This window comes from Clavibacter michiganensis subsp. insidiosus, from assembly GCF_002240565.1.
Taxonomy (GTDB): domain Bacteria; phylum Actinomycetota; class Actinomycetes; order Actinomycetales; family Microbacteriaceae; genus Clavibacter; species Clavibacter insidiosus.
Window position 1 is genome coordinate 2206989 of the sequence record NZ_MZMO01000001.1, and the last position, 25642, is coordinate 2232630.

The 25642-nt window shown below is 71.9% G+C and carries 23 protein-coding genes and 1 other RNA gene; 8 read left to right on the plus strand and 16 right to left on the minus strand.

Going from position 1 to position 25642, the window contains the following annotated elements; translation table 11 throughout:
• Nucleotides 1-93 precede the first annotated feature (93 nt).
• Entirely contained in the window at nucleotides 94-3918 is a 3825-nt protein-coding gene (locus B5P21_RS10690; protein WP_094171128.1) for a multifunctional oxoglutarate decarboxylase/oxoglutarate dehydrogenase thiamine pyrophosphate-binding subunit/dihydrolipoyllysine-residue succinyltransferase subunit, read from the plus strand.
• Nucleotides 3919-4020: 102 nt separating this feature from the next.
• Here B5P21_RS10690 and B5P21_RS10695 read toward each other — a convergent pair whose 3' ends face one another.
• The 3 genes from B5P21_RS10695 to B5P21_RS10705 are packed head-to-tail and all read right to left on the minus strand — an operon-like array spanning nucleotide 4021 to nucleotide 5494.
• On the minus strand, nucleotides 4021-4461 hold the full coding sequence (locus B5P21_RS10695) for a GNAT family N-acetyltransferase (protein ID WP_045527441.1): 441 nt from the start codon (nucleotides 4459-4461) through the stop codon (nucleotides 4021-4023).
• Between the two features lie 35 nt (nucleotides 4462-4496).
• A complete protein-coding gene (gene rsrA / locus B5P21_RS10700) occupies nucleotides 4497-4739 on the minus strand; it encodes a mycothiol system anti-sigma-R factor (protein WP_015490009.1) in 243 nt (80 codons plus the stop codon).
• Nucleotides 4736-5494 (minus strand): sigma-70 family RNA polymerase sigma factor, encoded by a 759-nt coding sequence (locus B5P21_RS10705; RefSeq protein WP_281631005.1) that lies wholly within the window; start codon nucleotides 5492-5494, stop codon nucleotides 4736-4738. The genes rsrA and B5P21_RS10705 overlap by 4 nt, the downstream gene beginning before the upstream one ends.
• Before the next feature lie 130 nt (nucleotides 5495-5624).
• Between B5P21_RS10705 and aroA the strand changes: the two genes are divergently transcribed.
• The 3 genes from aroA to B5P21_RS10720 are packed head-to-tail and all read left to right on the plus strand — an operon-like array spanning nucleotide 5625 to nucleotide 8984.
• Nucleotides 5625-7088 carry a 3-phosphoshikimate 1-carboxyvinyltransferase gene (gene aroA, locus B5P21_RS10710; RefSeq protein ID WP_094171129.1) on the plus strand — a complete coding sequence of 488 codons (1464 nt, stop codon included), beginning with the start codon at nucleotides 5625-5627 and terminating at the stop codon, nucleotides 7086-7088.
• A complete protein-coding gene (gene rsgA, locus B5P21_RS10715; protein ID WP_094171130.1) occupies nucleotides 7085-8161 on the plus strand; it encodes a ribosome small subunit-dependent GTPase A in 1077 nt (358 codons plus the stop codon). Before aroA ends, rsgA begins: the two co-directional genes overlap by 4 nt.
• Nucleotides 8162-8171: 10 nt before the next feature.
• Nucleotides 8172-8984, plus strand: a complete 813-nt coding sequence (locus tag B5P21_RS10720; protein ID WP_045527436.1) for an inositol monophosphatase family protein — start codon at nucleotides 8172-8174, stop codon at nucleotides 8982-8984.
• Nucleotides 8985-9014: 30 nt separating this feature from the next.
• Here B5P21_RS10720 and B5P21_RS10725 read toward each other — a convergent pair whose 3' ends face one another.
• Nucleotides 9015-10406: an MFS transporter gene (locus tag B5P21_RS10725; RefSeq protein WP_246865324.1), complete on the minus strand. Its 1392-nt coding sequence runs from the start codon at nucleotides 10404-10406 to the stop codon at nucleotides 9015-9017.
• A gap of 350 nt (nucleotides 10407-10756) precedes the next feature.
• Here B5P21_RS10725 and B5P21_RS10730 point away from each other — a divergent pair, with 350 nt between their 5' ends.
• The 3 genes from B5P21_RS10730 to B5P21_RS10740 are packed head-to-tail and all read left to right on the plus strand — an operon-like array spanning nucleotide 10757 to nucleotide 14681.
• The gene (locus B5P21_RS10730; RefSeq protein WP_094171131.1) at nucleotides 10757-11839 is read left to right on the plus strand and encodes an extracellular solute-binding protein; all 1083 of its coding nucleotides are present in this window, start codon (nucleotides 10757-10759) and stop codon (nucleotides 11837-11839) included.
• Nucleotides 11839-12867, plus strand: coding sequence for an ABC transporter ATP-binding protein (locus B5P21_RS10735; RefSeq protein WP_045527432.1), 1029 nt, complete (start codon nucleotides 11839-11841; stop codon nucleotides 12865-12867). Before B5P21_RS10730 ends, B5P21_RS10735 begins: the two co-directional genes overlap by 1 nt.
• A gap of 2 nt (nucleotides 12868-12869) precedes the next feature.
• Entirely contained in the window at nucleotides 12870-14681 is a 1812-nt protein-coding gene (locus B5P21_RS10740; protein WP_045527430.1) for an ABC transporter permease, read from the plus strand.
• Nucleotides 14682-14780: 99 nt separating this feature from the next.
• Here the strand turns inward: B5P21_RS10740 and ssrA are convergent.
• The 5 genes from ssrA to prfB form a co-directional block, all read right to left on the minus strand.
• Nucleotides 14781-15156, minus strand: a transfer-messenger RNA (tmRNA) gene (gene ssrA, locus B5P21_RS10745).
• Nucleotides 15157-15299: 143 nt separating this feature from the next.
• Nucleotides 15300-15776, minus strand: coding sequence for an SsrA-binding protein SmpB (gene smpB, locus B5P21_RS10750; protein WP_012037997.1), 477 nt, complete (start codon nucleotides 15774-15776; stop codon nucleotides 15300-15302).
• A 66-nt stretch (nucleotides 15777-15842) separates the two neighbouring features.
• A complete protein-coding gene (ftsX, locus tag B5P21_RS10755; RefSeq protein ID WP_012037996.1) occupies nucleotides 15843-16760 on the minus strand; it encodes a permease-like cell division protein FtsX in 918 nt (305 codons plus the stop codon).
• A complete protein-coding gene (ftsE, locus tag B5P21_RS10760) occupies nucleotides 16757-18391 on the minus strand; it encodes a cell division ATP-binding protein FtsE (protein WP_045527425.1) in 1635 nt (544 codons plus the stop codon). The genes ftsX and ftsE overlap by 4 nt, the downstream gene beginning before the upstream one ends.
• A gap of 75 nt (nucleotides 18392-18466) precedes the next feature.
• On the minus strand, nucleotides 18467-19570 hold the full coding sequence (prfB, locus tag B5P21_RS10765; RefSeq protein WP_045527423.1) for a peptide chain release factor 2: 1104 nt from the start codon (nucleotides 19568-19570) through the stop codon (nucleotides 18467-18469).
• 75 nt (nucleotides 19571-19645) lie between these two features.
• Here prfB and B5P21_RS10770 point away from each other — a divergent pair, with 75 nt between their 5' ends.
• The gene (locus tag B5P21_RS10770) at nucleotides 19646-20953 is read left to right on the plus strand and encodes an MFS transporter (protein WP_045527421.1); all 1308 of its coding nucleotides are present in this window, start codon (nucleotides 19646-19648) and stop codon (nucleotides 20951-20953) included.
• 8 nt (nucleotides 20954-20961) lie between these two features.
• Here the strand turns inward: B5P21_RS10770 and B5P21_RS10775 are convergent, their stop codons facing one another.
• The 7 genes from B5P21_RS10775 to B5P21_RS10805 are packed head-to-tail and all read right to left on the minus strand — an operon-like array spanning nucleotide 20962 to nucleotide 25592.
• Complete coding sequence (locus tag B5P21_RS10775; protein ID WP_236688820.1) at nucleotides 20962-21444, minus strand: pilus assembly protein TadG-related protein; 483 nt, start codon at nucleotides 21442-21444, stop codon at nucleotides 20962-20964.
• Between the two features lie 53 nt (nucleotides 21445-21497).
• Entirely contained in the window at nucleotides 21498-21953 is a 456-nt protein-coding gene (locus B5P21_RS10780) for a hypothetical protein (protein ID WP_045527419.1), read from the minus strand.
• Nucleotides 21928-22305, minus strand: coding sequence for a TadE/TadG family type IV pilus assembly protein (locus B5P21_RS10785; protein WP_045527417.1), 378 nt, complete (start codon nucleotides 22303-22305; stop codon nucleotides 21928-21930). The genes B5P21_RS10780 and B5P21_RS10785 overlap by 26 nt, the downstream gene beginning before the upstream one ends.
• A complete protein-coding gene (locus B5P21_RS10790) occupies nucleotides 22305-22499 on the minus strand; it encodes a hypothetical protein (RefSeq protein ID WP_045527415.1) in 195 nt (64 codons plus the stop codon). Before B5P21_RS10790 ends, B5P21_RS10785 begins: the two co-directional genes overlap by 1 nt.
• Nucleotides 22500-22549: 50 nt before the next feature.
• Nucleotides 22550-23509 (minus strand): type II secretion system F family protein, encoded by a 960-nt coding sequence (locus B5P21_RS10795; RefSeq protein ID WP_246865276.1) that lies wholly within the window; start codon nucleotides 23507-23509, stop codon nucleotides 22550-22552.
• The gene (locus B5P21_RS10800) at nucleotides 23497-24360 is read right to left on the minus strand and encodes a type II secretion system F family protein (protein WP_045527413.1); all 864 of its coding nucleotides are present in this window, start codon (nucleotides 24358-24360) and stop codon (nucleotides 23497-23499) included. The genes B5P21_RS10795 and B5P21_RS10800 overlap by 13 nt, the downstream gene beginning before the upstream one ends.
• Nucleotides 24357-25592, minus strand: coding sequence for a TadA family conjugal transfer-associated ATPase (locus tag B5P21_RS10805; RefSeq protein WP_045527412.1), 1236 nt, complete (start codon nucleotides 25590-25592; stop codon nucleotides 24357-24359). The genes B5P21_RS10800 and B5P21_RS10805 overlap by 4 nt, the downstream gene beginning before the upstream one ends.
• Between the last annotated feature and the right edge of the window lie 50 nt (nucleotides 25593-25642).

Here is a 25642-nt window from a genome sequence, read left to right on the forward strand (position 1 = left end):
GGGGAAGGTTTAGGCTGGGTGATCGTGGACGCGCGGCACGCGAACGGGCCGCGCGAGGCAGACGACCAACAGCAAGAGAGCGGGCGATCAACTGTGTCGAGCCAGGTGACTGGTACGGGGACCGATGACGGTTCCACGGGCGACTTCGGAGCCAACGAGTGGCTCGTCGACGAGATGTACGAGAGGTTCGTGGTCGACAAGGACTCGGTCGACCGCAGCTGGTGGCCGATCCTCGAGAACTATCACACGACCGTGATCGAGGGCCGCGAGGCGACGCCGGCCACCGGCGACCAGACCGCCGAGGCGCAGATCCCGGACGCGGAGAGCACCTCCTCCCCCGCGACGACCAACACGGGGTCCCCGGCGCCGACGCCGGCCCCCGCGTCCGCGTCCGCCGGCCAGCCGGACGCGCAGGCGCAGCAGCCCGCCACGGGATCCCAGCCCGCGGCGCGCACGACGAGCATCGCCCCGAAGCAGCAGCCGATCCCCGCGCAGGCGCCCGCGAAGGCCCCGGCCAGGAAGGGCGCAGAGCCCACGCCGCCCGGCGAGGACGAGGTCTCCCCCCTCCGCGGCATGGCCAAGTCGCTCGCGACCAACATGGACGCGTCGCTCACCATCCCGACCGCGACGAGCGTCCGCACCATCCCGGCGAAGCTGATGATCGACAACCGCATCGTCATCAACAACCACCTGAAGCGCGCCCGCGGCGGCAAGGTCTCCTTCACGCACCTCATCGGCTGGGCGCTCATCCAGGCGCTCAAGGAGTTCCCGAGCCAGAACGTGCACTACGACGAGGTCGACGGCAAGCCCAGCGTCGTCTCCCCCGCGCACATCAACCTCGGCATCGCGATCGACATGCCGAAGCCCGACGGCACGCGCGCGCTCCTCGTCCCGAGCATCACGGGCGCCGAGGCCATGACCTTCGGCGAGTTCCTCTCCGCGTACGAGGACCTGGTGAAGAAGGCGCGCGGCAACAAGCTCGCCGCGGGCGACTTCGCCGGCACCACCATCTCGCTCACGAACCCCGGCGGCATCGGCACGGTCCACTCCGTCCCGCGCCTGATGAAGGGCCAGGGCGCCATCATCGGCGCCGGCGCCCTCGAGTACCCGGCCGAGTTCCAGGGGTCCTCCCCCAAGACGCTCGTCGAGCTCGGCATCGGCAAGACCATCACGCTCACGAGCACCTACGACCACCGCGTCATCCAAGGCGCGGGCTCGGGCGAGTTCCTCAAGATCGTGCACGAGCGCCTCATCGGCCAGCACGGCTTCTACGAGGACATCTTCGCCGCGCTCCGCATCCCGTACGACCCGATCCAGTGGGCCACCGACATCAACGTCGACCTCTCCGAGCGGGTCTCCAAGACCAGCCGCGTGCAGGAGCTCATCAACGCGTACCGCGTCCGCGGGCACCTCATGGCGGACATCGACCCGCTCGAGTACCAACAGCGCACGCACCCGGACCTCGAGATCACGAACCACGGGCTCACGTTCTGGGACCTCGACCGCGAGTTCGTCACCGACGGCTTCGGCGGCCGCCGCCAGGCGCTCCTCCGCGACGTCCTCGGCATCCTGCGCGACTCGTACTGCCGCACCATCGGCATCGAGTACATGCACATCCAGCAGCCCGACGAGCGCCGCTGGATCCAGGGCAAGGTCGAGCAGCCCTACGCGAAGCCCACGCACGACGAGCAGATGCGCATCCTCTCGAAGCTCAACGAGTCCGAGGCGTTCGAGACGTTCCTGCAGACCAAGTACGTCGGGCAGAAGCGCTTCAGCCTCGAGGGCGGCGAGTCGACCATCTCGCTGCTCGACACGCTGCTCCAGGGCGCGGCGGACCATGGCCTCGACGAGGTCGCCATCGGCATGGCCCACCGCGGCCGCCTCAACGTCCTCACCAACATCGCGGGCAAGAGCTATGGCCAGATCTTCCGCGAGTTCGAGGGCACCCAGGACCCGCGCACCGTCCAGGGATCCGGCGACGTGAAGTACCACCTCGGCACCGAGGGCACATTCCGCGGCGTCCACGGCGAGGAGATGCCGGTGTACCTCGCGGCGAACCCGTCGCACCTCGAGGCCGTCAACGGCGTGCTCGAGGGCATCGTCCGTGCCAAGCAGGACCGCAAGCCCATCGGCTCGTTCTCCGTCCTGCCGATCCTCGTCCACGGCGACGCCTCGATGGCCGGCCAGGGCGTGGTGTTCGAGACCCTCCAGCTCTCGCAGCTGCGCGCGTACCGCACGGGCGGCACGGTCCACATCGTCATCAACAACCAGGTCGGCTTCACCACGCCGCCGTCCGAGTCCCGCTCGTCGGTGTACTCGACCGACGTGGCCAAGAGCATCCAGGCGCCGATCTTCCACGTGAACGGCGACGACCCGGAGGCCGTGGCGCGCGTCGCGCACCTCGCCTTCGAGTTCCGCCAGGAGTTCAAGAAGGACGTCGTCATCGACCTCGTCTGCTACCGCCGTCGCGGCCACAACGAGGGCGACGACCCGTCGATGACGCAGCCGCTCATGTACAACCTCATCGAGGCCAAGCGCTCGGTGCGGAAGCTGTACACGGAGGCGCTCGTCGGTCGCGGCGACATCACGCAGGAGGAGTACGACGCGGCGCAGAAGGACTTCCAGGACCGCCTGGAGCGCGCCTTCGCGGAGACGCACGCGGCGCAGACCTCGTCCATCCCCATCCAGACCGACGACGCCGGCGCCGTCGCGGACCTCGAGCGCCCCGACTCCCAGCAGGACGACGGCCACGGCGAGCCCGAGACCACGGGCGTGTCCGAGTCCGTGATCCAGGCGGTCGGCGACGCGCACGACAACCCGCCGCAGGGCTTCTCGGTGCATCCGAAGCTGCAGGCGCTCATGCGCAAGCGGCTGGAGATGAGCCGGAGCGGATCCATCGACTGGGCCTTCGGCGAGCTCCTCGCCATCGGCTCGCTCCTGCTGGAGAACACCCCCGTCCGCCTCGCGGGCCAGGACTCCCGCCGCGGCACGTTCGTCCAGCGCCACGCGGTGCTGCACGACCGCGACAACGGCCAGGAATGGCTGCCGCTCGCGAACCTCAGCGACCGCCAGGCGCGGTTCTGGATCTACGACACGCTGCTCAGCGAGTACGCCGCGATGGGCTTCGAGTACGGCTACTCCGTCGAGCGGCCCGACGCGCTGGTCCTCTGGGAGGCCCAGTTCGGCGACTTCGCCAACGGCGCGCAGACCATCATCGACGAGTTCATCTCCTCGGCCGAGCAGAAGTGGGGCCAGCGCTCGAGCGTCGTGCTGCTGCTGCCGCACGGCTACGAGGGCCAGGGTCCCGACCACTCCTCCGCGCGCATCGAGCGGTTCCTGCAGCTGTGCGCCGAGCAGAACATGACGGTCGCGCGTCCCTCGACGCCCGCGTCGTACTTCCACCTGCTCCGCCGCCAGGCGTACTCCCGGCCCCGTCGCCCGCTCGTGGTCTTCACGCCGAAGGCCATGCTGCGGCTCCGCGGCGCCACGAGCGACGTCGAGGCCTTCACCTCGGGCCGCTTCGAGCCGGTGATCGACGACGTCCGGATCGAGGACCGCGGCGCCGTCCGTCGCGTGCTGCTCCACTCCGGCAAGGTGCACTACGACCTGCTCGGCGAGCTGGAGAAGCGCCAGGACACCTCGATCGCCCTCGTGCGGCTCGAGCAGTTCTACCCGTTCCCCGAGGAGCAGGTGCGCCGCGTCGTCGAGTCGTACCCGGAGGCCGAGGTCGTGTGGGTGCAGGACGAGCCCGAGAACCAGGGCGCCTGGCCGTTCGTGCACGTGGAGCTCGGCCGAGTCATCCCCGACCACGCCGTGCGCGTCGTCTCCCGTCCGGCTGCGGCGTCGCCCGCCGCCGGCTCGAGCAAGCGGCACGCGACCGAGCAGACGGACCTGATCGCGCGGGCCACCGCGGAGTGATCCGCCCGGGCTCCCGCCCGACGTGACGAGAGGCCCGGTCCCCCAGGGGATCGGGCCTCTCGTCGTGCGGGCGGTGACGCTGCCGGTCAGCCGGTCAGCCGGTCAGCCGAGCTTGGAGTAGCGGATGCCGGACGCGTGGTAGCCGCGGCGGGCGTAGAAGCGCGTGACGTTGTCGCGCGCCGCCGCCGAGGTCGCGAGGAACCGCGTCGCGCCATGCTCGCGCGCCCACGCCTCGTAGTGGCGGATGAGGTCGGAGCCGATGCCGCCCGCCTGGCGTCCCTCGCGCACGACCAGGATGATCAGCTGCGCCAGGGGCTCGTCGTCGGCGAGACCCCACATGAGGTGGCCGCCCGCGAGACCCGCGATGGCCCCCGCGTCGTCGCGCACCACCCACGTCTCGTGGCCGGCGGCGGCGGTCATGCGGGAGAGCCGCGCGGCGACGCGCTCCTCGTCCACCTCGTAGTCGAGCAGCCGGAGCAGTTCGACGATGACGGTGAGGTCGTCCGGGGAGGGCGTCCCGAGGGACTGGATCGCGTTGGTCACGTCCCGAGATTACCGGGAGAGCCGTGCCGCTCCGGTCAGTGCGTGGCCTGGATGGCCCGCAGCTTCTCCATCACCTGCGTGCGCAGGTCCTCGGGTGCCGCCTCGGTGCAGGCGCGGCGCACGGTGTCGCGCAGGACGACGCCGACGCGGTGCTCGCGCGCGCAGTCCGGGCAGTTCGCCATGTGCTCGCGGATGTCGGCGGCATCCGCCTTGTCGAGCTCGTGGTGCAGGTACTCCTCGAGATCTTTCTTGGCCTTGTCGCAGCCGCAGTCGCTCATTTGGTCGCTCCAGTGAGGTGCGCGGTGGAGATGCCCCGCTCGCGCGCGTAGTCGGAAAGCAGGCTCCGCAGCATCCGGCGGCCGCGGTGCAGGCGGCTCATGACGGTGCCCACGGGGGTCTTCATGATGTCGGCGATCTCCTGATAGGAGAAGCCCTCCACGTCCGCGAAGTAGACCGCCATGCGGAAGTCCTCCGGGATGGACTGCAGCGCGTCCTTGACGGTGCTGTCGGGGAGGTGGTCGATGGCCTCGGCCTCGGCAGAGCGCGTGGTGGTGGCCGTGGCGCTCGTCGCGCCGCCCAGCTGCCAGTCCTCGAGCTCGTCGATGGTGCCGTTGTAGGGGTCCCGCTGCTTCTTGCGGTAGTTGTTGATGAAGGTGTTCGTGAGGATCCGGTACAGCCAGGCCTTGAGGTTCGTGCCCTGCTTGAACTGGTGGAAGGCGGTGTAGGCCTTCACGAACGTCTCCTGGACCAGGTCCTGCGCGTCGGCGGGGTTGCGCGTCATGCGCAGTCCCGCGGCGTACAGCTGGTCGATGAACGGGAGCGCCTGCTCCTCGAAGAGCTCGCGGTTGTCGCCGGGCTGGGCCTTGCGCGGCTCCTCGACCTCGGCGCGCCGCGCCTCCTCGTGGTCGGCGGCCTCCTCGGTGGAGTGCACCACGGCCTCCACGAGCTCCGCGGGGGCGGCGGATGCGGTGGGCGCGTCGCCCCCGGTGGTCTCGGCCGGCGCGTCGTGACTGGTGTTCCCTGAAGTGGCCATCAGGGCAGATTCTACGGCGCGCACGAGCTCGGCGGACGGGGCCGCCGGTGCTGTCCTCGTGATCACGGGTGATCCTTCCCGGCCCGGGATCCGGGCCTGCCGGACGTCTGCCCGGTACTCTGATGAACCCATGGAGATCTTCAGGTATTCCGGTCCGACCTTCAGCCCGTACGACGACGACCGGACCCATGCGCCCGTGCCGACGGACGACGGGCCCTGGGCGGCGCCCGTGGCGGACGGGCCGCTGGACGCGACCGTGCCCCTACCGGGATCCAAGAGCCTGACGAACCGCGAGCTGGTGCTGTCCGCCCTCGCCGACTCCCCCTCGACGCTGCGCGCGCCGCTGCGCTCCCGCGACACCCGCCTGATGGTGGAGGCGCTGCGCGCGCTCGGCACCGTCATCGAGGAGGTCCCCGGCGACGGAGGCTTCGGGCCCGACCTGCGGATCACCCCGGCGGAGCTCGCGGGCGGGATCACCATCGAGTGCGGCCTCGCCGGCACCGTGATGCGCTTCCTCCCGCCCGTCGCCGCCCTGGCCCTCGGGCCCGTCTCCTTCGACGGCGACCCGAGCGCCCGCCGCCGCCCCATGTCGGGCACCATCGAGGCGCTCCGGGCGCTCGGGGTCGACGTCAACGACGACGGCCGCCGCACGCTGCCGTTCAGCCTGTACGGCACCGGGGAGGTGCCGGGCGGCGAGATCGCCATCGACGCATCCGCCTCGAGCCAGTTCGTCTCCGGCCTCCTGCTCGCCGCGCCCCGGTTCGCCCAGGGGCTGCGGCTGCGCCACACCGGCCAGAAGCTGCCGAGCATGCCGCACATCGAGATGACGATCCGCACGCTCGCGGAGCGCGGGGTCGCGGTCGAGAGCCAGGAGCCCGGCCTCTGGATCGTGCCGGCCTCCCCCATCGCCGGCCGGGACCTCCGCATCGAGCCGGACCTGTCCAACGCCGCGCCCTTCCTCGCCGCCGCCCTCGTCGCGGGCGGCCGCGTCCAGGTCCCCGGCTGGCCCGCGGAGACGACGCAGGTCGGCGCCGACCTCGCGCACCTGCTGCCGCGGTTCGGCGCGACCGTCACGCGCGAGGGCGACGCGCTCGTCGTCGACGGCGGCCCGGGCCTCGCCGCGGGCGGGCGGATCCCCGGCGTCGACCTCGACCTCAGCACCGGCGGCGAGCTGGCGCCCGCGCTGGTCGCGCTCGCGGCCCTCGCCGACGGGCCCAGCCGCATCACGGGCATCGGGCACCTGCGCGGGCACGAGACCGACCGGCTCGCGGCGCTGGCGGCGGAGATCACGGGGCTCGGCGGATCCGTCACGGAGCTCGAGGACGACCTCGCGATCGAGCCCGCCCCGCTGCACGGCGGCCCGTGGCGCGCCCACGAGGACCACCGCATGGCGACCGCGGGCGCGATCATCGGCCTGGCCGTGCCGGGCGTCGAGATCGACGACATCGGCACGACCGCGAAGACGCTGCCCGAGTTCCCCGAGCTGTGGCTCGGCCCGCTGCTCGGCCGCGCGCCGCGCGCCGCCGTCGACCCCCTCGCGCTCGGCGGGATCACCGGACCGGGCACCGCGGGCGGGCTCGGCGGGCTCCTGTGAGCTGGCTCGCGGATCCGGAGGAGGACGACGGCGTCTGGGACGCCTACGACGAGTCCTCGGTGCGCGTGCGGCCGAACCCGAAGGGCAACAAGCCGCGCAGCAAGCAGCGGCCCGGTCACACCGACTCCGTCGAGGGGCGCGTGCTCACGGTCGACCGCGGCCGCTTCGGCGTGCTGGTGGGCGAGGACACCGCGGACGAGCACACGCTCATCGCCACGCGCGCCCGGGAGCTCGGCAAGAAGGCGGTGGTCACGAACGACCGCGTCGACATCGTGGGCGACACCTCGGGCGACGAGGGCAGCCTGTCGCGCATCGTGCGCATCGCGCCGCGTCGGACGCTGCTCCGCCGCAGCGCCGACGACTCCGACGCCGTCGAGCGCGTGATCGTCGCCAACGCCGACCAGATGCTCATCGTCGTCGCGGCCGCCGAGCCCGAGCCGCGCGCGCGCCTCGTCGACCGCTACCTGGTGGCCGCGTTCGACGCCGGGATCCAGCCGATCCTCTGCATCACCAAGTCCGACGTCGCCGACCCCGCGCCCTTCGCCGCCCACTTCCGCGTGCTCGACGTGCCGGTCGTGCTCAGCCGCTCGGACGACGTGCCGCTCGACGAGCTGCGCGCGCTCCTCGCGGATCGCACGACCGTGGCGGTCGGCCACTCGGGCGTCGGGAAGTCGACGCTCGTCAACGCGCTCGTGCCGGACGCGAAGCGCGCCACGGGCGTCGTCAACCAGGTCACCGGGCGCGGCCGCCACACGTCGAGCTCCACCGTCTCCATGCGCGTCGAGACCAGCGACGGCGGCCACGGCTGGATCATCGACACCCCGGGCGTCCGCTCGTTCGGGCTCGGGCACGTGGACCCGGCGAACATCCTCCGCTCGTTCGCCAGCTACGCGCACCTCCCGGAGGGCGAGCCGCCGGGCGGGATCCCGCTCACGGAGGCGCACGACTGGGAGATCGTCGACCGGGTCGAGGCGGGCGAGCTCGGGGACGCCGGGCGCGAGCGCCTGCACTCCCTCCAGCACCTCGTCGCCAACCGGTCGGACGCGTCGAAGGGCGACCAGGCCGATCGCTAGGCTCGACCCCGTGGCCTCCGAACCCCTGCACTCCCTGTCGTCCGACCTGCGGCTCGCGCGGGAGCTGGCCGACATGGCCGACGCGATCTCGCTCGACCGCTTCCGCTCGGCCGACCTCGCCATCGAGACCAAGGCCGACTCCAGCTGGGTCACCGACGCCGACACGTCGGTCGAGCGGGCCATCCGCGCCGGGATCGCCGACAGCCGCCCGCACGACAGCGTGCTGGGCGAGGAGTACGGCACGTCCGGGTCGTCGTCCCGGCAGTGGATCGTCGATCCCATCGACGGCACCTCGAACTTCGCGCGCGGCGTGCCCGTCTGGGGCACCCTCATCGCGCTCGCGGTCGACGGCGTCCCCGTGGTCGGCGTCGTCAGCGCGCCCGCGCTCGGCCGCCGCTGGTGGGGCGCGACCGGCCTCGGTGCCTACGTGGACGACACGCTCGGCCAGGCCACGACCTCGCAGGAGCGGCGGATCCGGGTCTCGGACGTCGACCGGCTCGAGGACGCCTCGATGAGCGTCGCCGGCGTGCAGCGCTGGCGCGATGCGGATCGGCTCGACGAGCTGCTCGACCTCTCCGGTCGAGTGAGGCGGTCCCGCGACTTCGGCGACATGTGGGCCTACATGCTGCTCGCCGAAGGACTCCTCGACATCGCGGGCGAGCACGACCTCAAGCCCTACGACATGGCCGCCCTCATCCCCGTGATCGAGGAGGCGGGCGGGCGCTTCACGTCGATCGACGGCGAGTCGGGACCGTGGCACGGATCCGCGCTCGCCACCAACGGGCGCCTCCACGACACCGTGCTGGCGGTCGTCGCGCGCTGAGCCGGACCGGCCGCGCCCCGAGCCGCCCGCTCAGGCGGTCGCGGCCTGCTGCCGACGGCGGCGGCACTGCCCGAGGTCGACCAGACCCAGCGTGAGGGCGACCGCGACCAGCGCGATCGTCACGAGGAAGCCGTTCCGGAACCCGTCGTGGTAGACGGCGAGGCTCGCGTCGCCGCCGCCCGTGGCCTCCGCGTAGAGCGTGCTGAAGAAGGTGGCCGACGCGGCCGCGACGCCCACGGCGGTGCCGACGCGCTGGCCGACCTGCGCCATGGATCCGGCGACGCCGCCCTCGGTCACGGGGATCTCGGCGAGCGTGAGCGTCTGGTTCGGCGAGATGACGAAGCCCGCCCCGACGCCCGCGACGAGCATGGCCGCGGCCATCGCCCGCGGCGTCGCCTCCTGCGGCGTGAGGACGGCGGCGAGGAGCAGCAGCGTGATGCCGACCCCGACGATCGCGAGGCCGATCACGACCAGCTGCCGGCCGAGGCGCGAGACGAGGCGCCCGCCGATCCACGCGGTGACGGCCGACGACAGCGCGAACGGGATGCTGACCATGCCCGCGAAGACGGGCGCGAGGCCGAGCCCCTGCTGGAGGTACAGCGTCGTGAGCAGGAACACGGCGGGGATCGCGGCGAAGTACGCCGTGGCGATGAGGATCCCGTTGCGGTACGAGGACAGCTTGAAGAGCGCGAAGTGCACGACGGGCGACTTCCCCGACCGCTCGTAGCGCCGCTCCCTCGCGACGAAGAGCGCCGCGGCGACGACGGCCCCGGCGAGCCAGATCCACCGGAGCGGGTCGTCGTCGGGCCCGCCCGTCGTGAGGACGAACGGCAGCATGAGCGAGAACGTGGCGACCGCCAGGAGCACGACGCCGACGGGGTCGAGGCCCGTCTTCGCCTGGGGCTTCGCCGGCTTCCACGGCAGCAGCTTGAGCGCGAACGCGATGGCGACGATGCCGAGCGGGATGTTCATCCAGAACAGCAGGCGCCAGCCATCCTCCGGGCCGCCGAGCTGGATCAGCAGGCCGCCGAGCGTCGGCCCGAACGCCGTGGAGATGCCGACGACGGCGCCGAGCAGTCCGAAGGCGCGCGCCCGCTCCTCCCCCTGGAAGAGCTGCTGGATGAGGCCGAGCACCTGCGGCATCTGGATGCCAGCGGCGACGCCCTGCAGGATCCGCGCGATCACCAGCGTCTTCACGTCCGGCGCGATGGCGCAGAGCAGGCTCGCGATGGTGAACGCGCTGAGGCCGACCACGAACATGGGCCGGCGGCTCTTGATGTAGCCGAGGCGGCCGGCGGGGACGAGGGCCAGGCCGAAGGCGAGCGCGTAGCCGACGACGATGAGCTGCAGGTCGGTGGATCCGGCGCCGAGCGACTCCTCGATCGACGGGAGCCCGACGTTGACCTTCGAGTGGTCGAGGATCGTGAGCCCCGCGACGCCGACGCAGACCGATAAGGCCTGCCAGCGGGTGCGCTCCTAGTCGTCCGTCGAGATCGGGGTCGGGGTCGTGCCCGTGGTGGTGCGTCCGGTCATGAGGTATCGAATCCCATACACGGACTATGTATTCCCGCTCCCGTGAGCGCAGGCGAGATGCCCCGACCGGCGTGCTCCTCATCTGGGGGAATCGTCCGGCGTGTCCCTATGCTGAACAGCGGGCCAACAGCGTCCGCCGGAGCGGGCCGCCGGGGATCCCGCTCCTACTCTGGGGACTTCGTGCCGGTCCGGCGCGACCGCCCGCGAGCACACCGACGTGCTCACCCCGAGAGGACACCATGAAGAACCGCGCCCGCCGCCTCCCCGTCTCGCTCGCCGCCGTGGTCGCGGCCGGTCTCGCCCTCGGCGGATGCGGGTCGTCCGCCGACAGCGGCACCGCGGATCCGGCGGTCTCCCCCGCCTCCGGCGACACGCTCATCGTCTACACCAACTCGAACGGGGACGGCCGCGGGGACTGGGTCACGGCGGAGGCCGCCAAGGCCGGCTTCGACATCCAGATCGTGGGCCTCGGCGGCGCCGACCTCGCCAACCGCATCGTCGCCGAGAAGAACAACCCGGTCGGGGACGTGGTGTTCGGACTCAACAACATGTACTTCGAGAACCTCAAGGCGGAAGACGCCATCACCGCCTACACGCCCGCGTGGTCGGGCGAGGTCGACCAGGCCGCCGGCGACCCCGCCGACGGCGCGTACTGGCCGCTCGTGGAGCAGGCCATCGTCACCGTCCACGACGCGAAGCAGACCTCGGGCGGCGACGTGCCGAAGGACGTCAGCGACCTCTACTCCTCGAAGTACGAGGGGAAGTACGAGGTGAACACGCGGCTCGGCGAGGCGACCCCGCAGCTCATCCTCGCGGGCCTCCTCGCGCCCTACGAGGACCCGGACGGCGACCTCGGCATCAGCGACGAGGGCTGGGAGGTCGTGAAGGACTACTTCGCGAACGGATCCCCGGCCGTCGAGGGCACCGACCTCTACGCCCGCCTCTCCCGAGGCGAGGTCGCGTTCGGCACTCTCGCCTCCAGCGGCATCGCGGCGCGCGACGCGCAGTACGGCACCGCCACCGAGATCGTCCCGGCGAAGGCCGGCGTCCCGTTCGTCACCGAGCAGATCGCGGAGATCGCCGGCACGAAGAAGGAGGAGCGCGCCCGCGCGTTCATCGACTGGTTCGGCAGCGCCGACGTGCAGGGGGCGTTCGCGGAGAAGTTCTCGAGCTACCCCGTCAACACGACGGCACGCGAGAAGGCGCTCCCGGCCGTCAAGGAGCTCATCGAGTCGCTCGACAAGCAGGACGTCGACTACGGCTTCGTGCGCGAGCACATCGCCGACTGGGTCGAGAAGACCGAGCTGGAGTACCTGCCCTGATGATCCGCTTCGACGACGTCGAGGTGCGCTTCGGCGACCAGGTGGCGATCCCCGGGCTCGACCTCGAGATCCACGAGGGCGAGTTCTTCACCCTCCTCGGGCCGTCCGGCTGCGGCAAGACGACCGCGCTCCGGACGCTCGCCGGCTTCGTGGATCCCAGCCGCGGCGACATCGTGATCGACGGCCAGGTCGCCACGCGCCTCCCCAGCGAGAAGCGCCGCGTCGGCATGGTCTTCCAGAACTACGCGCTCTTCCCGAGCATGTCGGTGCGGCAGAACATCGCGTTCGGCCTCACGGTCCGGAAGGCCGGCAAGGCCGAGACCGACCGCCTCGTGCGCGCGATCGCCGACCAGGTCGAGCTGAGCGCGGCCCAGCTCGACAAGAACGTGGCCGAGCTCTCCGGCGGGCAGCAGCAGCGCGTCGCCATCGCGCGGGCGCTCGTGCTCGAGCCGCGGATCCTCCTGCTCGACGAGCCGCTCTCCAACCTCGACGCCAAGCTCCGCGTGCAGCTGCGCGACCAGCTGAAGGGCCTGCAGTCGCGCCTCGGCATCACGACCGTCTACGTCACGCACGACCAGGAGGAGGCGCTCACCATGAGCGACCGCATCGCGGTCTTCGACGCCGGGCGCATCGAGCAGGTCGGCACGCCGGAGGACATCTACGACCGGTCGGCCACCGAGTTCGTCGCGACCTTCGTCGGCGCCATCAACGCGCTCGGCCCCTCGACGGTCGCGCGCCTCCGTGAGGCCGGCGCCACGGACCTCGACGCCTCAGGCCGCGCGTACGTGCGGCTCGAGCGCGTGTCGGTGGCCGCCCGCGACGCCGCCGGAGCGGATCCGCGCCGCGTGCGCCTCGACGGCGTGGTCGCCGAGCGCAAGTACCACGGCTCCTACAGCACCTACCGGGTCGACCTCGGGGACGACGCCGTCGAGGCGCTCGTCGCCGAGACGGGCGCGCCGCCGCTGGCTCCCGGCACCGAGGTCGTCGTGGGCATCGACCCGGCCGCGATCCTGCAGTACCGGTCGTAGCCGTGCGCACCCCCGTCCGCGCCCTGCTGCGCTCGCCCCTCGGCGTCGTGGTGCTCATCGCCGCGCTCTGGTTCGTCGTCACGTTCCTGGTGTTCCCGAACGCGAACCTGCTCGTCACGACCTTCTTCCCCGACGGCGCGTTCAGCGGCCGGGCGCTCGAGAAGCTCCTGAGCTCCGACCGGGCGATGCGCAGCGTCGGCAACAGCCTCCTGCTCGCGGTGACCCTCGCGATCACAGTCAACGTGGTCGGCATCTTCATCGTGCTGGTGACCGAGTACTTCGTGGTGCGCGGGTCCCGCGTCCTCTGGCTCGGCTACGCCACGACGCTCATCTACGGCGGCATCGTGCTCGCCGCCGGTTACAACTTCATCTACGGCCGCTACGGGTTCGTGACCGCCCTCGCGCAGCGGGCGTTCCCCGACCTCGATCCCGACTGGTTCTCGGGGTACTTCGCGGTCGTCATCGTGATGACCTTCGCCACCACCACGAACCACATGCTCTTCCTCCGCTCGTCGCTCGCGGCGATCGACCACCAGACCATCGAGGCCGCCCGGAGTATGGGCGCGGGCACCGGGCGCATCCTCTTCCGCATCGTGCTGCCGGCGCTGCGGCCCATGATCTTCGCGGTCACCGTGCTCACGTTCCTCACCGGCCTCGGGGCGCTCACCGCCCCGCTGGTGCTCGGCGGCACGGGCTTCCAGACAGTGGCGCCGATGATCGTGACGTTCTCCAAGAGCACGAGCTCGCGCGACCTCGCGGCCCTGCTCGCGATCGTGCTGGGCGTCGCGACCATCGTGCTGCTGGCGATCATGAACCGCGTCGAGAAGTCGGGCGTGTACTTCTCGGTGGCCAAGGTGGCGACCCCGCTGCAGAAGCAGCGCATCCGGAACCCGGTCGTGAACGGCGTCGTGCACGTCGTCGCGTACGCGCTGTTCGTGGTCTACGCGCTGCCGGTGATCCTCATCGTGCTCTTCTCGTTCCTCGACTCGAAGAGCGTGCAGACGGGCACCATCACGTGGGACTCCTTCACCCTGCGGAACTACGCGACCGTGCTCGGCTCCCCCGACGTGCTCCGGCCCTTCATCGTGAGCCTCGTCTACAGCGCGCTGGCCGCCGTGATCGTCGTGGCCGGCCTACTGTTCGTAGCGCGCCTGATCCAGCGCAACCGCAACTGGGTCACCGCGACGCTGGAGTACCTGCTGCACATCCCGTGGATCCTCCCGACGATCCTCATCGCGCTCGCGCTCCTGCAGACCTTCGACCGGCCGCAGCCGCTCATCGGCGGGCAGGTGCTCACGGGCACGACGTGGCTGCTGCTCGTGGCGTACATCATCGTCAAGGTGCCGTTCACGCTGCGCCTGCTGAAGGCGGCGTTCGCGAGCGTGCCGCAGTCGTTGGAGGACGCGGCGCGTATCCTGGGCGCGAAGTCGCTCACGACGTTCCGGCGGGTGCTGGTGCCGCTCGTGATCCCCACGGTCGCCGCCATCACGGCGCTCAACTTCAACAGCCTGCTCGACGACTACGACGCGGCCGTGTTCCTCTACCAGCCGCTGTACGAGCCGCTCGGCATCGCCATCAAGGCCAGCACCGAGGGTGAGGCGAACCTCGACTCGATGAGCATCACGTTCGTCTACACGGTGCTGCTCATGATCATCATGGGGCTCACGATGTACCTCGTGTACGGGCGCTCGGGCGGGCGGAAGCGCCGACCGGGACGCACCGGGTCGCCCGCGGTGGAGACCACGGCGCCGGCGCTCGCCACGAGCGATCCGGGAGCGCCCGCGCCGACGGCGCCCCGCGCGCCCGTGGGCTGAACCGCCTCCGCGCCGACGCGAGGCCCCGTCCGGATGGACGGGGCCTCGCGTCTCGCCGGACGGATCCGGTCCTCGACGAGCGTGGTACATGCGACGCGATGGTGGAGATGCGGGGAATCGAACCCCGGTCCACTGCTGTAATCCTGCGCCTTCTACGGGTGTATCCAGGAAAGGCGTCCTGCTCGGCCCCGGAACTTGCTCCTGGCATCTGATCCGACGGGCCCAGCCTCAGTTCGAGTCCCGCGCGGCCCTGAGGCACGACCGCGCAGCGAGCTCCCTAATCTGACGCCGACTTACCGGTTAGAGAGCATCCCCGGGTCGACGGTCCTGTTAGTGCGCTCGCTTAGGCAGCAAGAGCGAAGGACGACTGCTTGTTATTGGCAGTTGTATTTTGCAGAGAGCGTTTACGAGATGGCCCTGCATCCTCGACCCGCTTCTCGCAGTCATTCAGGCAATGTCGAAACCGATCATCCCCATGAACGGCAGAGCGCCTCGAGAGGCACCCGAGCCGGGTCGCATGTTCCACGCTGTCGAGTTGTCAATCGCCGGTCGCGTCCTGCGCGACCAGCCCTCCATGATACCCGACCGGAGACGGGCGCACCACCGGGAGGAGCGGTCCTACTCGCCGAGGCGGCGGTGGGACGACATCGCCCGGTCCGCCTCGCGCTTGTCCTGGCGCTCGCGGAGCGTCTGGCGCTTGTCGTACTCCTTCTTGCCCTTCGCGATGGCGAGCTCGACCTTCGCGCGGCCGTCGACGAAGTAGAGCTGCAGCGGGACGACCGTGTAGCCGCCCTCCTTCACCTTGGAGTGGATCTTGAGGATCTGCTCCTTGTGCAGGAGGAGCTTGCGCTTGCGGCGCACCGGGTGGTTGTTCCAGGTGCCCTGGTTGTACTCGGGGATGTGCACCGCGTCGAGCCACGCCTCGCCGGCGTCGACGAACGCGTAGCCGTCGACGAGCGAGGCCCGCCCCTGCCGGAGCGACTTGACCTCCGTGCCCGTGAGTACGAGGCCGGCCTCGTAGGTCGACTCGATGGTGTAGTCGTGGCGCGCCTTGCGGTTGGTCGCCACCACCTTCTCGCCACGTTCCCTCGGCACGGTGGACTCCTCGATGGTTCAGGTGGATCCGCCCGAATCCGGGCAGCCCATCAGTCTACCGGAGGATCAGATCCGCAGATAGCGGCTGATCGCGAAGTTGGCGGAGACCGCCGCGAGCACGACGCCCACCCCCAGGAGGATCGGCACCACGAGCAGCGCGTCGTCCATGTTCACCAGGGATATCGACGTGAGCCGGGTGCTCAGGAACCCCTGGACGAAGAACTTGACGAGCGCCACCGTGGCCGCGCTGGCGAGCACCGACCCGATGAGCGCCGCGAACACGCCCTCGAGGATGAACGGGGTCTGGATGAAGCGGTTCGACGCCCCGACCAGCCTCATGATGCCCAGCTCCCGTCTCCGCGAAAACGCGGACAGGCGGATCGTGGTGGCGATCAGCAGGGCGGCGGCCACGAGCATGAGCCCGGCGATCCCCACGGCGGTGAGGCTCGCGGCGTTGAGGATCGAGAAGATCTGGTCGAGGTACTGCCGTTGGTCGGTCACGTTCTCGACGCCGGCGAGCCCGGAGAGGCTGTCGCTCAGGATGTCGGACTTCGACGGGTCCTTGAGGTTCACCCAGAAGGCCTCGTTGAGGAACTCCGGCTGCACGAGCTCGGTGACGGGATCGCCCTTGAACTGCTCCTGGAAGTTCTTGTACGCCGTGTCCTGGTCCTCGAAGTAGTACTTGTCGATGAACGGGGCGAGGGTATCGCTGTCGAGCTGCTGCTTGACGGCGTCGATCTGCTCCTGGGTGGCCTTGCCGTTCACGCAGGTCTCGCTCGGCACCGAGGTGTCGGTGCAGAAGTCGATCGCGACCTGCGCACGGTCGTACCAGTAGTTCTTCATCTGGCCGATCTGCATCTGCAGCAGCACGGCCGCGCCCACGAACGTGAGCGAGATGAAGGTGACGAGCACGACCGAGACGACCATGCTGACGTTCCGACGGAGGCCGTGGCCGACCTCGGAGAGGACGAGTCCGAGTCTCATCGCGTGGGCCCCACATCCTGTGCGCCGGTGTCGTCCGGCGACTCGCCTCGGGCGCGGAGGCCCAGCTTCTCGGCCAGGCCGAGCTCGGCCAGCTCGGCGTCGTCGCGCCCGTCGGCGGGGGCGGATCCGCCCTCGCCGTCGGACAGGTCGGGCAAGCGGATCACGCCGGTGCCCTCGGGGAGCCGCCGGATGGATCCGGTGCTCGGCGCCGCGGGGGCCGCTCCCCCGCCGTTGCGCCTGCTGGGCGGCCGCGGAGCGGGCGGGGCGTCGTCGACGGGCGGCGCCTCGTCGCGGACGACGGGCACGGCGCGGGACGGCGTCGGCTCGACGGGTCGCTCGGGACGGACGGGCTCGGGCGAGGTCCGCCCGGGGCGCGCGGAGGCGGACTCGCGGCGCTCCTCCGCGGCGGGGGCAGGACGCTCGCGCTCGACCTCGCGCTCGGGGACGGGATCCACGCGCGCGGCCTCGGCGAACGCCGACGGGGCGTAGGCCGGGGCGTCCGTGCGGGATCCGCGGTCGGACCCGGCGCCGCGGTCCGGCGGGGTCGCACGGGCGGGCTCTGCCTCGCGGTCGGGCTCGGAGTCGGGGGCGGGCGAGGTCGCGGGCACGATCGCCGCAGGAGCGCTCGGAGCGGCGGACGTCGCGGGTGCGGCAGGAGCCGTCGCGTCCGTCGCGGGCTTCCGCGGCGCCTTCTTCGCGGCCTTGGCGGCAGCGGCCTCGCGGGTCGCCTCCTCCTTGGCGCGCGCCTTCTCGTCGGCTCGCCGCTGCTTGTCGCGCTTCGCCTGCTCGCGACGCTCGGCGCCGGTGGCGGGCTCCGCGGGGGCGGTCGGGCGCGTGGGCGCCGGGAGCGGCGCGGCCGGGACGAACACGGGCGTCGGCGCGGCCACGGGCGGGTGCTCGGGGTTCACGCCGACGGGGTTCTCGGCCGTGCGCGGCAGGTCGATGGCGGAGGTCTGGTACTGGCCGCCGACCTCGTCGCGGACGACCTCGCCGCCGATCAGCTCGATGACGCGCTTCTGCATCTGGTCGACGATGCCCGAGTCGTGCGTGGCCATGATCACCGTGGTGCCGTTGGCGTTGATCCGCTCGAGCACCTGCATGATGCCGGCGCTCGTCAGCGGGTCCAGGTTGCCCGTCGGCTCGTCCGCGAGGAGCACGGCGGGCTTGTTGACCACGGCGCGGGCGATGGCCACGCGCTGCTGCTCACCACCGGAGAGCTCGTGCGGCAGGCGCTGCTCCTTGCCCTGGAGGCCCACCATGGCGAGCACGTCCGGGACGGCCTCCTGGATGAAGCCGCGCGACTTGCCGATCACCTGGAGAGTGAAGGCGACGTTGTCGAAGACCGACTTGTTCGGGAGCAGCCGGAAGTCCTGGAACACCACCCCCAGGCTGCGCCGGTAGTAGGGGACCTTGCGGCTCGACAGCTGGTTCAGCTGCTGGCCCAGGACGTGGATCGTGCCTTGCGTGGGCCGGTCCTCCTTGAGCACGAGACGCAGGAAGCTGGACTTGCCGGACCCGGACGCGCCGACGAGGAAGACGAACTCCCCCCGGAGGATCTCGAGGTCGACGGAGCTCAGCGCCGGTCGGGGGTTGCCGGGATACACCTTGGATACGTGGTCGAACCTGATCATGTCGGTACGACCCTAGGCACGGAAGGGGCCTTTCGCCGCATCGACTCACCGCGGCCGACGGTCCCCCGGACTCTCTCAGGCGCGGTCGGGCGACTTCCGCCAGCGGATCCCCGCGGAGATGAAGCCGTCGAGGTCGCCGTCGAACACGTTGGACGGGTTGTTGACCTCGTGCTCCGTGCGGAGGTCCTTGACCATCTGGTACGGGGCGAGCACGTAGCTGCGCATCTGGTCGCCCCAGCTCGCCGTGATGTTGCCGGCGAGCTCCTTCTTGGTGGCCGCCTCCTGCTCGCGCTGCACGAGGAGCAGGCGCGACTGCAGCACCCGGAGGGCGGCGGCGCGGTTCTGGATCTGGCTCTTCTCGTTCTGGCAGGTGACGACGATGCTGGTCGGCAGGTGGGTGATGCGCACCGCCGAATCGGTCGTGTTGACGGACTGGCCGCCGGGGCCGGACGACCGGAAGACGTCCACCCGCATGTCGTTCTCGGGGATCTCGATCGACTCGGTCTGCTCGATCAGCGGCACGACCTCGACGGCCGCGAACGACGTCTGGCGCTTGCCGGCGGAGTTGAAGGGGCTCATGCGCACGAGGCGGTGCGTGCCGGCCTCGACCGAGAGCGTGCCGAACGCGTAGGGCGCGTCGATCTCGAAGGTCGCCGACTTGATGCCCGCCTCCTCCGCGTAGGACGTGTCGAGCACGGTGGCGGAGTAGTCGTGCTGCTCGGCCCAGCGCAGGTACATGCGCATGAGCATCTCGGCGAAGTCGGCGGCGTCGACGCCGCCGGCGCCCGCGCGGATCGTGACGACCGCGGGACGCGGGTCGAACTCGCCGTTGAGGAGCGTCTGCACCTCGAGCTCGTCCATGATCTTCGTGATCCCGGTGAGCTCGACGACCGCCTCCTCGGCGGACTCCTCGTCGTCCTTGGCCATCTCGACGAGCACGTCGAGGTCGTCGAGGCGGCGCTGCAGCTCGTCGATGCGCTTGAGGTCGGCCTGGCGGTGGCTCAGGTCGCTCGTGACCTTCTGCGCCTTCTCGGTGTCGTCCCAGAGGTCCGGCTCGCCCGCCTGGGCGCTCAGCTCCTCGACCTCCTGCTGCAGGCGCTCGACGCCGATCACCGAGCGGATGTTGGAGTAGGTGTCGCGCAATTCTGTGATCCGCGAAGAGAAGTCCTGGTCGATCATGGTGCCGCCCAGCCTACCGCCAGGCCCGTCGGCGGCGTCCGGGGACGGCTGCGCCCGCGCGTAGGCTCGGGGGCGATGTCGACCCCCGATGCCCCCTTCTCCCTCCGCGCGGTGGCGCTCCCGGCGCTGCTCCCCGCGCTCCTCTTCTCCATCGGCGAGGGGGCGATCATCCCCATCATCCCGATCGTCGCCGGCAGCCTCGGCGCCTCGCTCGCGATCGCCGCGTTCATCGGCGGCATGATCATGCTCGGCGAGCTCGTGGGCGACATCCCGAGCGGATCCGTGGTGAGCCGCATCGGCGAGCGGACCGCGATGATCGGCGCGGCCTTCGTCTCCATCGGCGTCCTCGTGCTGTGCCTCCTCGCGCCGAACCCGCTCGTGCTCGGCGTGGGCGTGTTCCTCATCGGCGTCTCGACGGCCGTGTTCGCGCTCGCCCGGCACGCGTTCATGACGAGCTTCGTGCCGCAGGCCTACCGCGCCCGCGCGCTCTCGACGCTCGGCGGCACCTTCCGGGCCGGGTACTTCGTGGGGCCGTTCCTCGCGGCCGGCGTGATCCAACTGACGGGCGCGTCCCAGTCGGCGTTCGTGATCCACATCGTCGCGTGCCTCGCCGCCGCCGTGACGCTGCTCGTGCTGCCGGACCCGATGGACGTCGTGCGCCGGAGCCGCGCGGCCGACCTGCAGAGCGCCGCGCCTGCGACGGCCGGCGAGCCGCAGGACGACGAGTCGGTCGGCGCTTCGGCGGGCACCGCGGCGGCGGGGCGCGAGTCCGCGGGCCTCGCGCGCACGCTGTGGCGGTTCAAGGGCGTGCTCGTGAAGCTCGGATCCGGCGCGGCCCTCATCGGCGCGATGCGCGCGGGCCGCGGCGTGCTCCTCCCCCTGTGGGCCGTGAGCATCGGCATCTCGGACGCGAACACGGCGCTCATCATCGGCATCGCGGGCGGCGTGGACTTCGCCCTCTTCTACGCGAGCGGCCAGATCATGGACCGCTTCGGCCGCCTCTGGAGCGCGGTGCCGTCGATGGTCGGGCTCGGCCTCGGCTACCTCGTGCTGGCGTTCACGCCGGACCTGCCGACGAGCGTGCAGTGGTTCATCGGCGTGGCCATGTTCATGTCGGTCGCGAACGGCGTGGGCTCGGGGATCCTCATGACCCTCGGCGCCGACCTCGCCCCGCGCGAGGACCCGGCCCCGTTCCTCGGCGCCTGGCGCTTCACGGGCGACGCCGGCAGCGCCGCCTCCCCGCTCCTCATCGCCGCGATCACCTCCGCCGCGTCGCTCGCCGTCGCCAGCGGCGTGATGGGGGTGCTCGGGCTCATCGGCGCGGGGACCCTCGTGCGGTACGTGCCGCGGTACGTGCCGCGGAAGCCGCGGGCGACCGCCTGACGCTCCGCTCACCCGCCTCCCGCGGGTCCGACCGGCGCCGCGCCCGGCCCCACCAGCACGCTGCGAGCGGTGCTCGTGACGTCGATGCGCACGCCGTCGGGGGCGAACAGGGAGGCGACGGGCGGGATCCACGTGGCGGACAGGGTGACGCGCGCGCTGCGGCCGTCCGGCGTCGTGGCGCCGTCGACGTGGAGGTCGTGGATGCCCGCCGTCGGCTCGTCGGCGAGGAACGCCGCGACCGTGGAGGCCACGCCCGCGTCCGTGAGGGGCGGGAGCGCGACGCCGTCGTCGCCGACCGCGAGCGGGGCTCCGCCGTCACCGTCCACGTCGAAGGACTCGGCGCCCGCCAGCGCGGCCGCGTCCGCCAGCGAGAAGAGCCGGACGCGCTCGAGGTAGAGCGAGGACGCGGCCGACGCCATCAGGATCACGGCGAGGCCGAGGGCGCACGAGGCGATGACGAGCGGCAGGATCGATCCGTCGTCCCCGGCCACGTCGATGCCACCGATCGCCGCCCGTTCGCGACGAGGCCGCGACCGCCCGCCGGTCATCGTCCGCCTCGCGCGAAGACGGACACGCGCTCGTCGGCGTCGCCGTGGACCGCGACCGATCCCGGCGCGTCCGGCCCGGCGACGGGTGGTGCGAGGGGCAGCTCGGCCGCGACGCGGACCGAGACGTGCACGAGCGACCGCGGCGCGTGGCAGCTCCGCGGATCCGGCGTGCAGGAGATGTCGAGGGCGATGCCGTCGGGCGGGATCCCCTGGTCGGCGAGCGCCACCTCGACGGCCGATCGCGCCTCCCGCCGACCGGACGCGTCGTCGTCCGCGCGCACGTACACGCGGGCCGCCTGCCGGGCCGCGCCCTCCGTGCCGAGCGCCGCGCCCTGGATCGCGGACAGGGCGAGCACGAGGTAGACGAGCGGGACGAGGAGGAGGACGCCCGCCGTGATGAACTCCAGCGCCGCCGAGCCGCGGTCGTCAGCCCAGGCGCTCCACGGCCGCATGGCCCGTCACCTCCAACCCGCGGTCGACGCCCAGGAGGCCGATGAGGGGCATCGTCGTCCGCACCGTCACGCTGACGACCGCGTGGCCGAGCACGGTGCCCGTGCCCGCGGTCACGTCCTCCGCGTAGCGCGGTCCCACCGCCGTCGTGATCAGCTCGCGCGTCCGCTCGACGCCGTCGGCGCGGGTGGCCCCGGCGAGCGCGGCCGTGCGCGCCCCCTCGGCGGCCGCGTCGAGCACGGTCGTCCTCACGTGCAGCGCCAGCGCGAGCTGGACCACCGACAGGGCGAGGACGACGAGGAGCGCGCCGACCATGACGAACTCGGCGGGCGCCGAGCCGCGGTCGTCGCGCATCAGAACGACGTGACCCTGTTGATGGCCTGCGTGAACACGTTCTGCAGCAGGGGCCCGGCGACGCCCCACAGGATGATGACGAGCCCGGCCGTCATCAGGGTGATGAGCACCCAGCCGGGCACGTCGCCGCGGTCGTCGTCCCACGGTGCTCCGGGGGTCGCATCCGGGCGCAGCGCGCCTCGTTCGTCGTTCATGTCGTGCCTCTCGGTCGGTGTCGGATGGGGGTGGGTGCTCGGCGCCCGCCCTACAGCCCGAGCTGCAGGACGAACACGCCGGGGAACAGGGCGAAGACGATGGTGAGCGGGAGGATGAGGAAGACCAGCGGGACGAGCATCCCCACCTCCTTACGGCCGGCGCTCTCGAGGAGCTCGCGCTTGGCGACCTCGCGCGCGTCCTGGGCCTGCGCGCGCAGGACCTCGGCGAGCGGGGTGCCGCGCTCGAGGGATCCGGCGAGCTGGTCGACGAGGCGGGACACGGCGGGCATCGCGAGGCGCCGGGCGAGGTCGTCGAAGGCGCGGGTGATGGGGATGCCCGTGCCGACGTCGGCGACCACGCGCCCCAGCTCCCCCGCCAGCTCCCCGGAGCCCACGCGGGCCACGCGCCGGAGGGCGTCGAGCAGGCCCTCCCCCGCGGCGAGGCTGAGCGCGAGGAACTCCAGCACGGTGGGCAGCTCCGCCTGGATGCGCGCGATCCGACGCTTCGCGCGCCGCTCGAGCACGGTGTCGCAGACGACGAGCCCGGCGACGCCCGCGACCACGGGCATGGCGACCAGCTGCGGCTGCGGCAGCCCTCCCGCCACGACGGCGGCGCCGCCCACCAGGACGGCGATCACGATGCCCAGCGCGGTCCCGAGGACGAGGCCGACGAGCTGGCGCGACCGGTGCCGCTCCACGTCCTCGGTCGACCCGGACTGGCCGAGCAGCCGTTCGATGCGCTCGGTGCCGCCGAGCACGCGCGCGAGGCCGCGCCGCAACGGGATCACGGCCGGCGCTCCGAGCGTGCCGAGCACGGGCAGCGGATGCACCGTCGTGAGGGCGAGATGCCGACGCGCGCCCTCGGAGACGTCCAGCACATGCGGGGCGACGCGGTCCAGCAGGCGGGCGCGGCGGAACCGGGGAACCGCGCCCATCATCGTCCAGAGGCCCATGCCCGCGACGAGGCCGAGGACGGCGCCCCACGACTCGACCACCGTCACGCGAACCACCTCCGGTCCTCCGGCAGCCGCCCGAGGGCGAGCATGAGCCGGTACGCGACGGCGGACACGACGAGCCCGACGACGATCACGACCGTGCCCGTCTGGGTGTCATACGCGGCGACAGCCTCCGAGCGGGTGGAGAGCAGCGCCAGGATGATCCACGGGGCCGCGACGCCGAGCTTGGCCGCGTTCACCACCCACGACTGCCGGGCCTCGGCCTCGCTCCGGATGGCGGCCTCCTCCCGGAGGAACCGGGCCAGCCCGCGGAGCACGTCCGGCAGCTGCGTCCCGCCCACCTCCCGCGCCATCCGCAGCGTCTCGAGGATGCGGTCGGCGGTGGGATCCGCCAGCCGGCCCTTGAGCTCGTCGAGCGCCACGGCGAAGCTGCCCGTCGTCCGGTGCACGGACGCGAACTCCTGGAAGGCGGGCCGCAGCACGCCGGGACCCGCGACGGCGAGCGACGCCACCGCGTCCGGCAGGCCCATGCCCGCGCGGACGGCGCTCACCAGGTGGTCGACGACGTCAGGCCACACCTCCCGGTGGGCCCGGCGGCGTGACGCGGACCGCGCGCCCACGACCGCCCAGGGGAGCAGCAGCCCGGTGGCCGCGGCCGCGAGCGCGGCGCCGTCCACGCGGAGGAGCGCCTCGGCCAGGACCCCAGCCGCGAGGCCCACGAGCCCGGAGACGGCGAGGAAGGAGCTGACCGAGACCCGGTCGAGTCCGGCGTGGGTGAGCCGGTCGTGGACGGACGCGGTCAGCCCGCGGCCCCGCGCCGACCCGTCGGGGGAGGCCGGCCACAGACGCGGGGAGATCAGGAGGAGGAGGCCGGCGCCGAGCGCGAGTCCGAGGGCGACGCTCACGGCGCCCCCACCAGGATCCGCAGCGGATCCAGCCCCGCCGCGCGGAACTTCCCGAGGTGCGCGGGCTGCCCGCCGGTGGCCGTGAGGATCCCGTCCTCCAGCGCGAACACGGAGCTGGCCTCGATGACCATCCCCGAGTGACGACCGCCGGGGGCGAGGATCTCGACCACGCGCCGGGCACCGGACGGCAGCACCTCGAGGTGCACGACGAGGTCGACCGAGGTGGCGACCGTCGGCACGACGAACGCGGAGTCGATGTTGCGGCCGGCCAGCAGCGGCAGCGTGCACAGCTTGACGAGCGCCTCGCGCGCGCTGTTCGCGTGGATGGAGCACATGCCGGGCACGCCCGAGTTGAGCGCGATGAGGAGGTCGAGGCACTCCGCCTCCCGCACCTCGCCGACCACGAGCCGATCGGGCCGCATCCGCAGCGCCTCCTTGATGAGGCGCCGCAGCGTGATCTCCCCCGATCCCTCGAGGCTCGGCTGCCGGCACTGCATGGCCACGACGTCGCGTCCCGCCGGATCCAGCTCGAAGGTCTCCTCGACCGTGACGATGCGGTCCGAGGCGCGCGCCGAGGACAGGAGGGCGTCGATCATCGTGGTCTTGCCCGTGTGGGTGGCTCCGCTGACGACGATGGACAGGCCCGCGCGCACGCTCATGCGCAGGAACTCGGCGGCCTGCAGCGGCAGGCTGCCGAGGGCGACGAGGTGGTCGAGCTCGCGGATCCGCCGCGAGAACTTGCGGATGTTGACGGCCCAGTGGCGCCGGGTCACGTCCGGGATGACCACGTGCAGCCGGGATCCGTCGGGCAGGGACGCGTCCACGAAGGGCGTCGACAGGTCCACGCGGCGGCCGGAGGACTGCAGCATCCGCTCGACGAGGTCGCGCACCTCCGCGTCGGTGAGGACGAGCGGCGTCAGCTCGGGTACGCCCGACCGCGCCACGAAGACGCGCGTGGGCGCGTTGATCCAGATCTCCTCGATCGAGTCGTCGTCGAGGAGCGGCTGGAGGGCGCCGAATCCCGTGATGCGCGCGAGCACCTGCCGCTCGGTGGCCGCCTCGTCGTCGAGGAGCCGGGAGTCGGATCCGAGCGCCTGCTCCGCGAACCGCCGGACCTCCTCGCGCACCACCACGGCCGTGCCCGCGGGATCCGCCGTCGCCCCGTCGTCCCGCAGGCGCTCGCGCACCCGTCCGGCGATTGTGTCGAGGGGTGTCCGCGTCTGCACCCGCACAGGATGCTGATCAGGGGCGGATCCCGTCGGGGCCGTCCACAGGCCGGCGC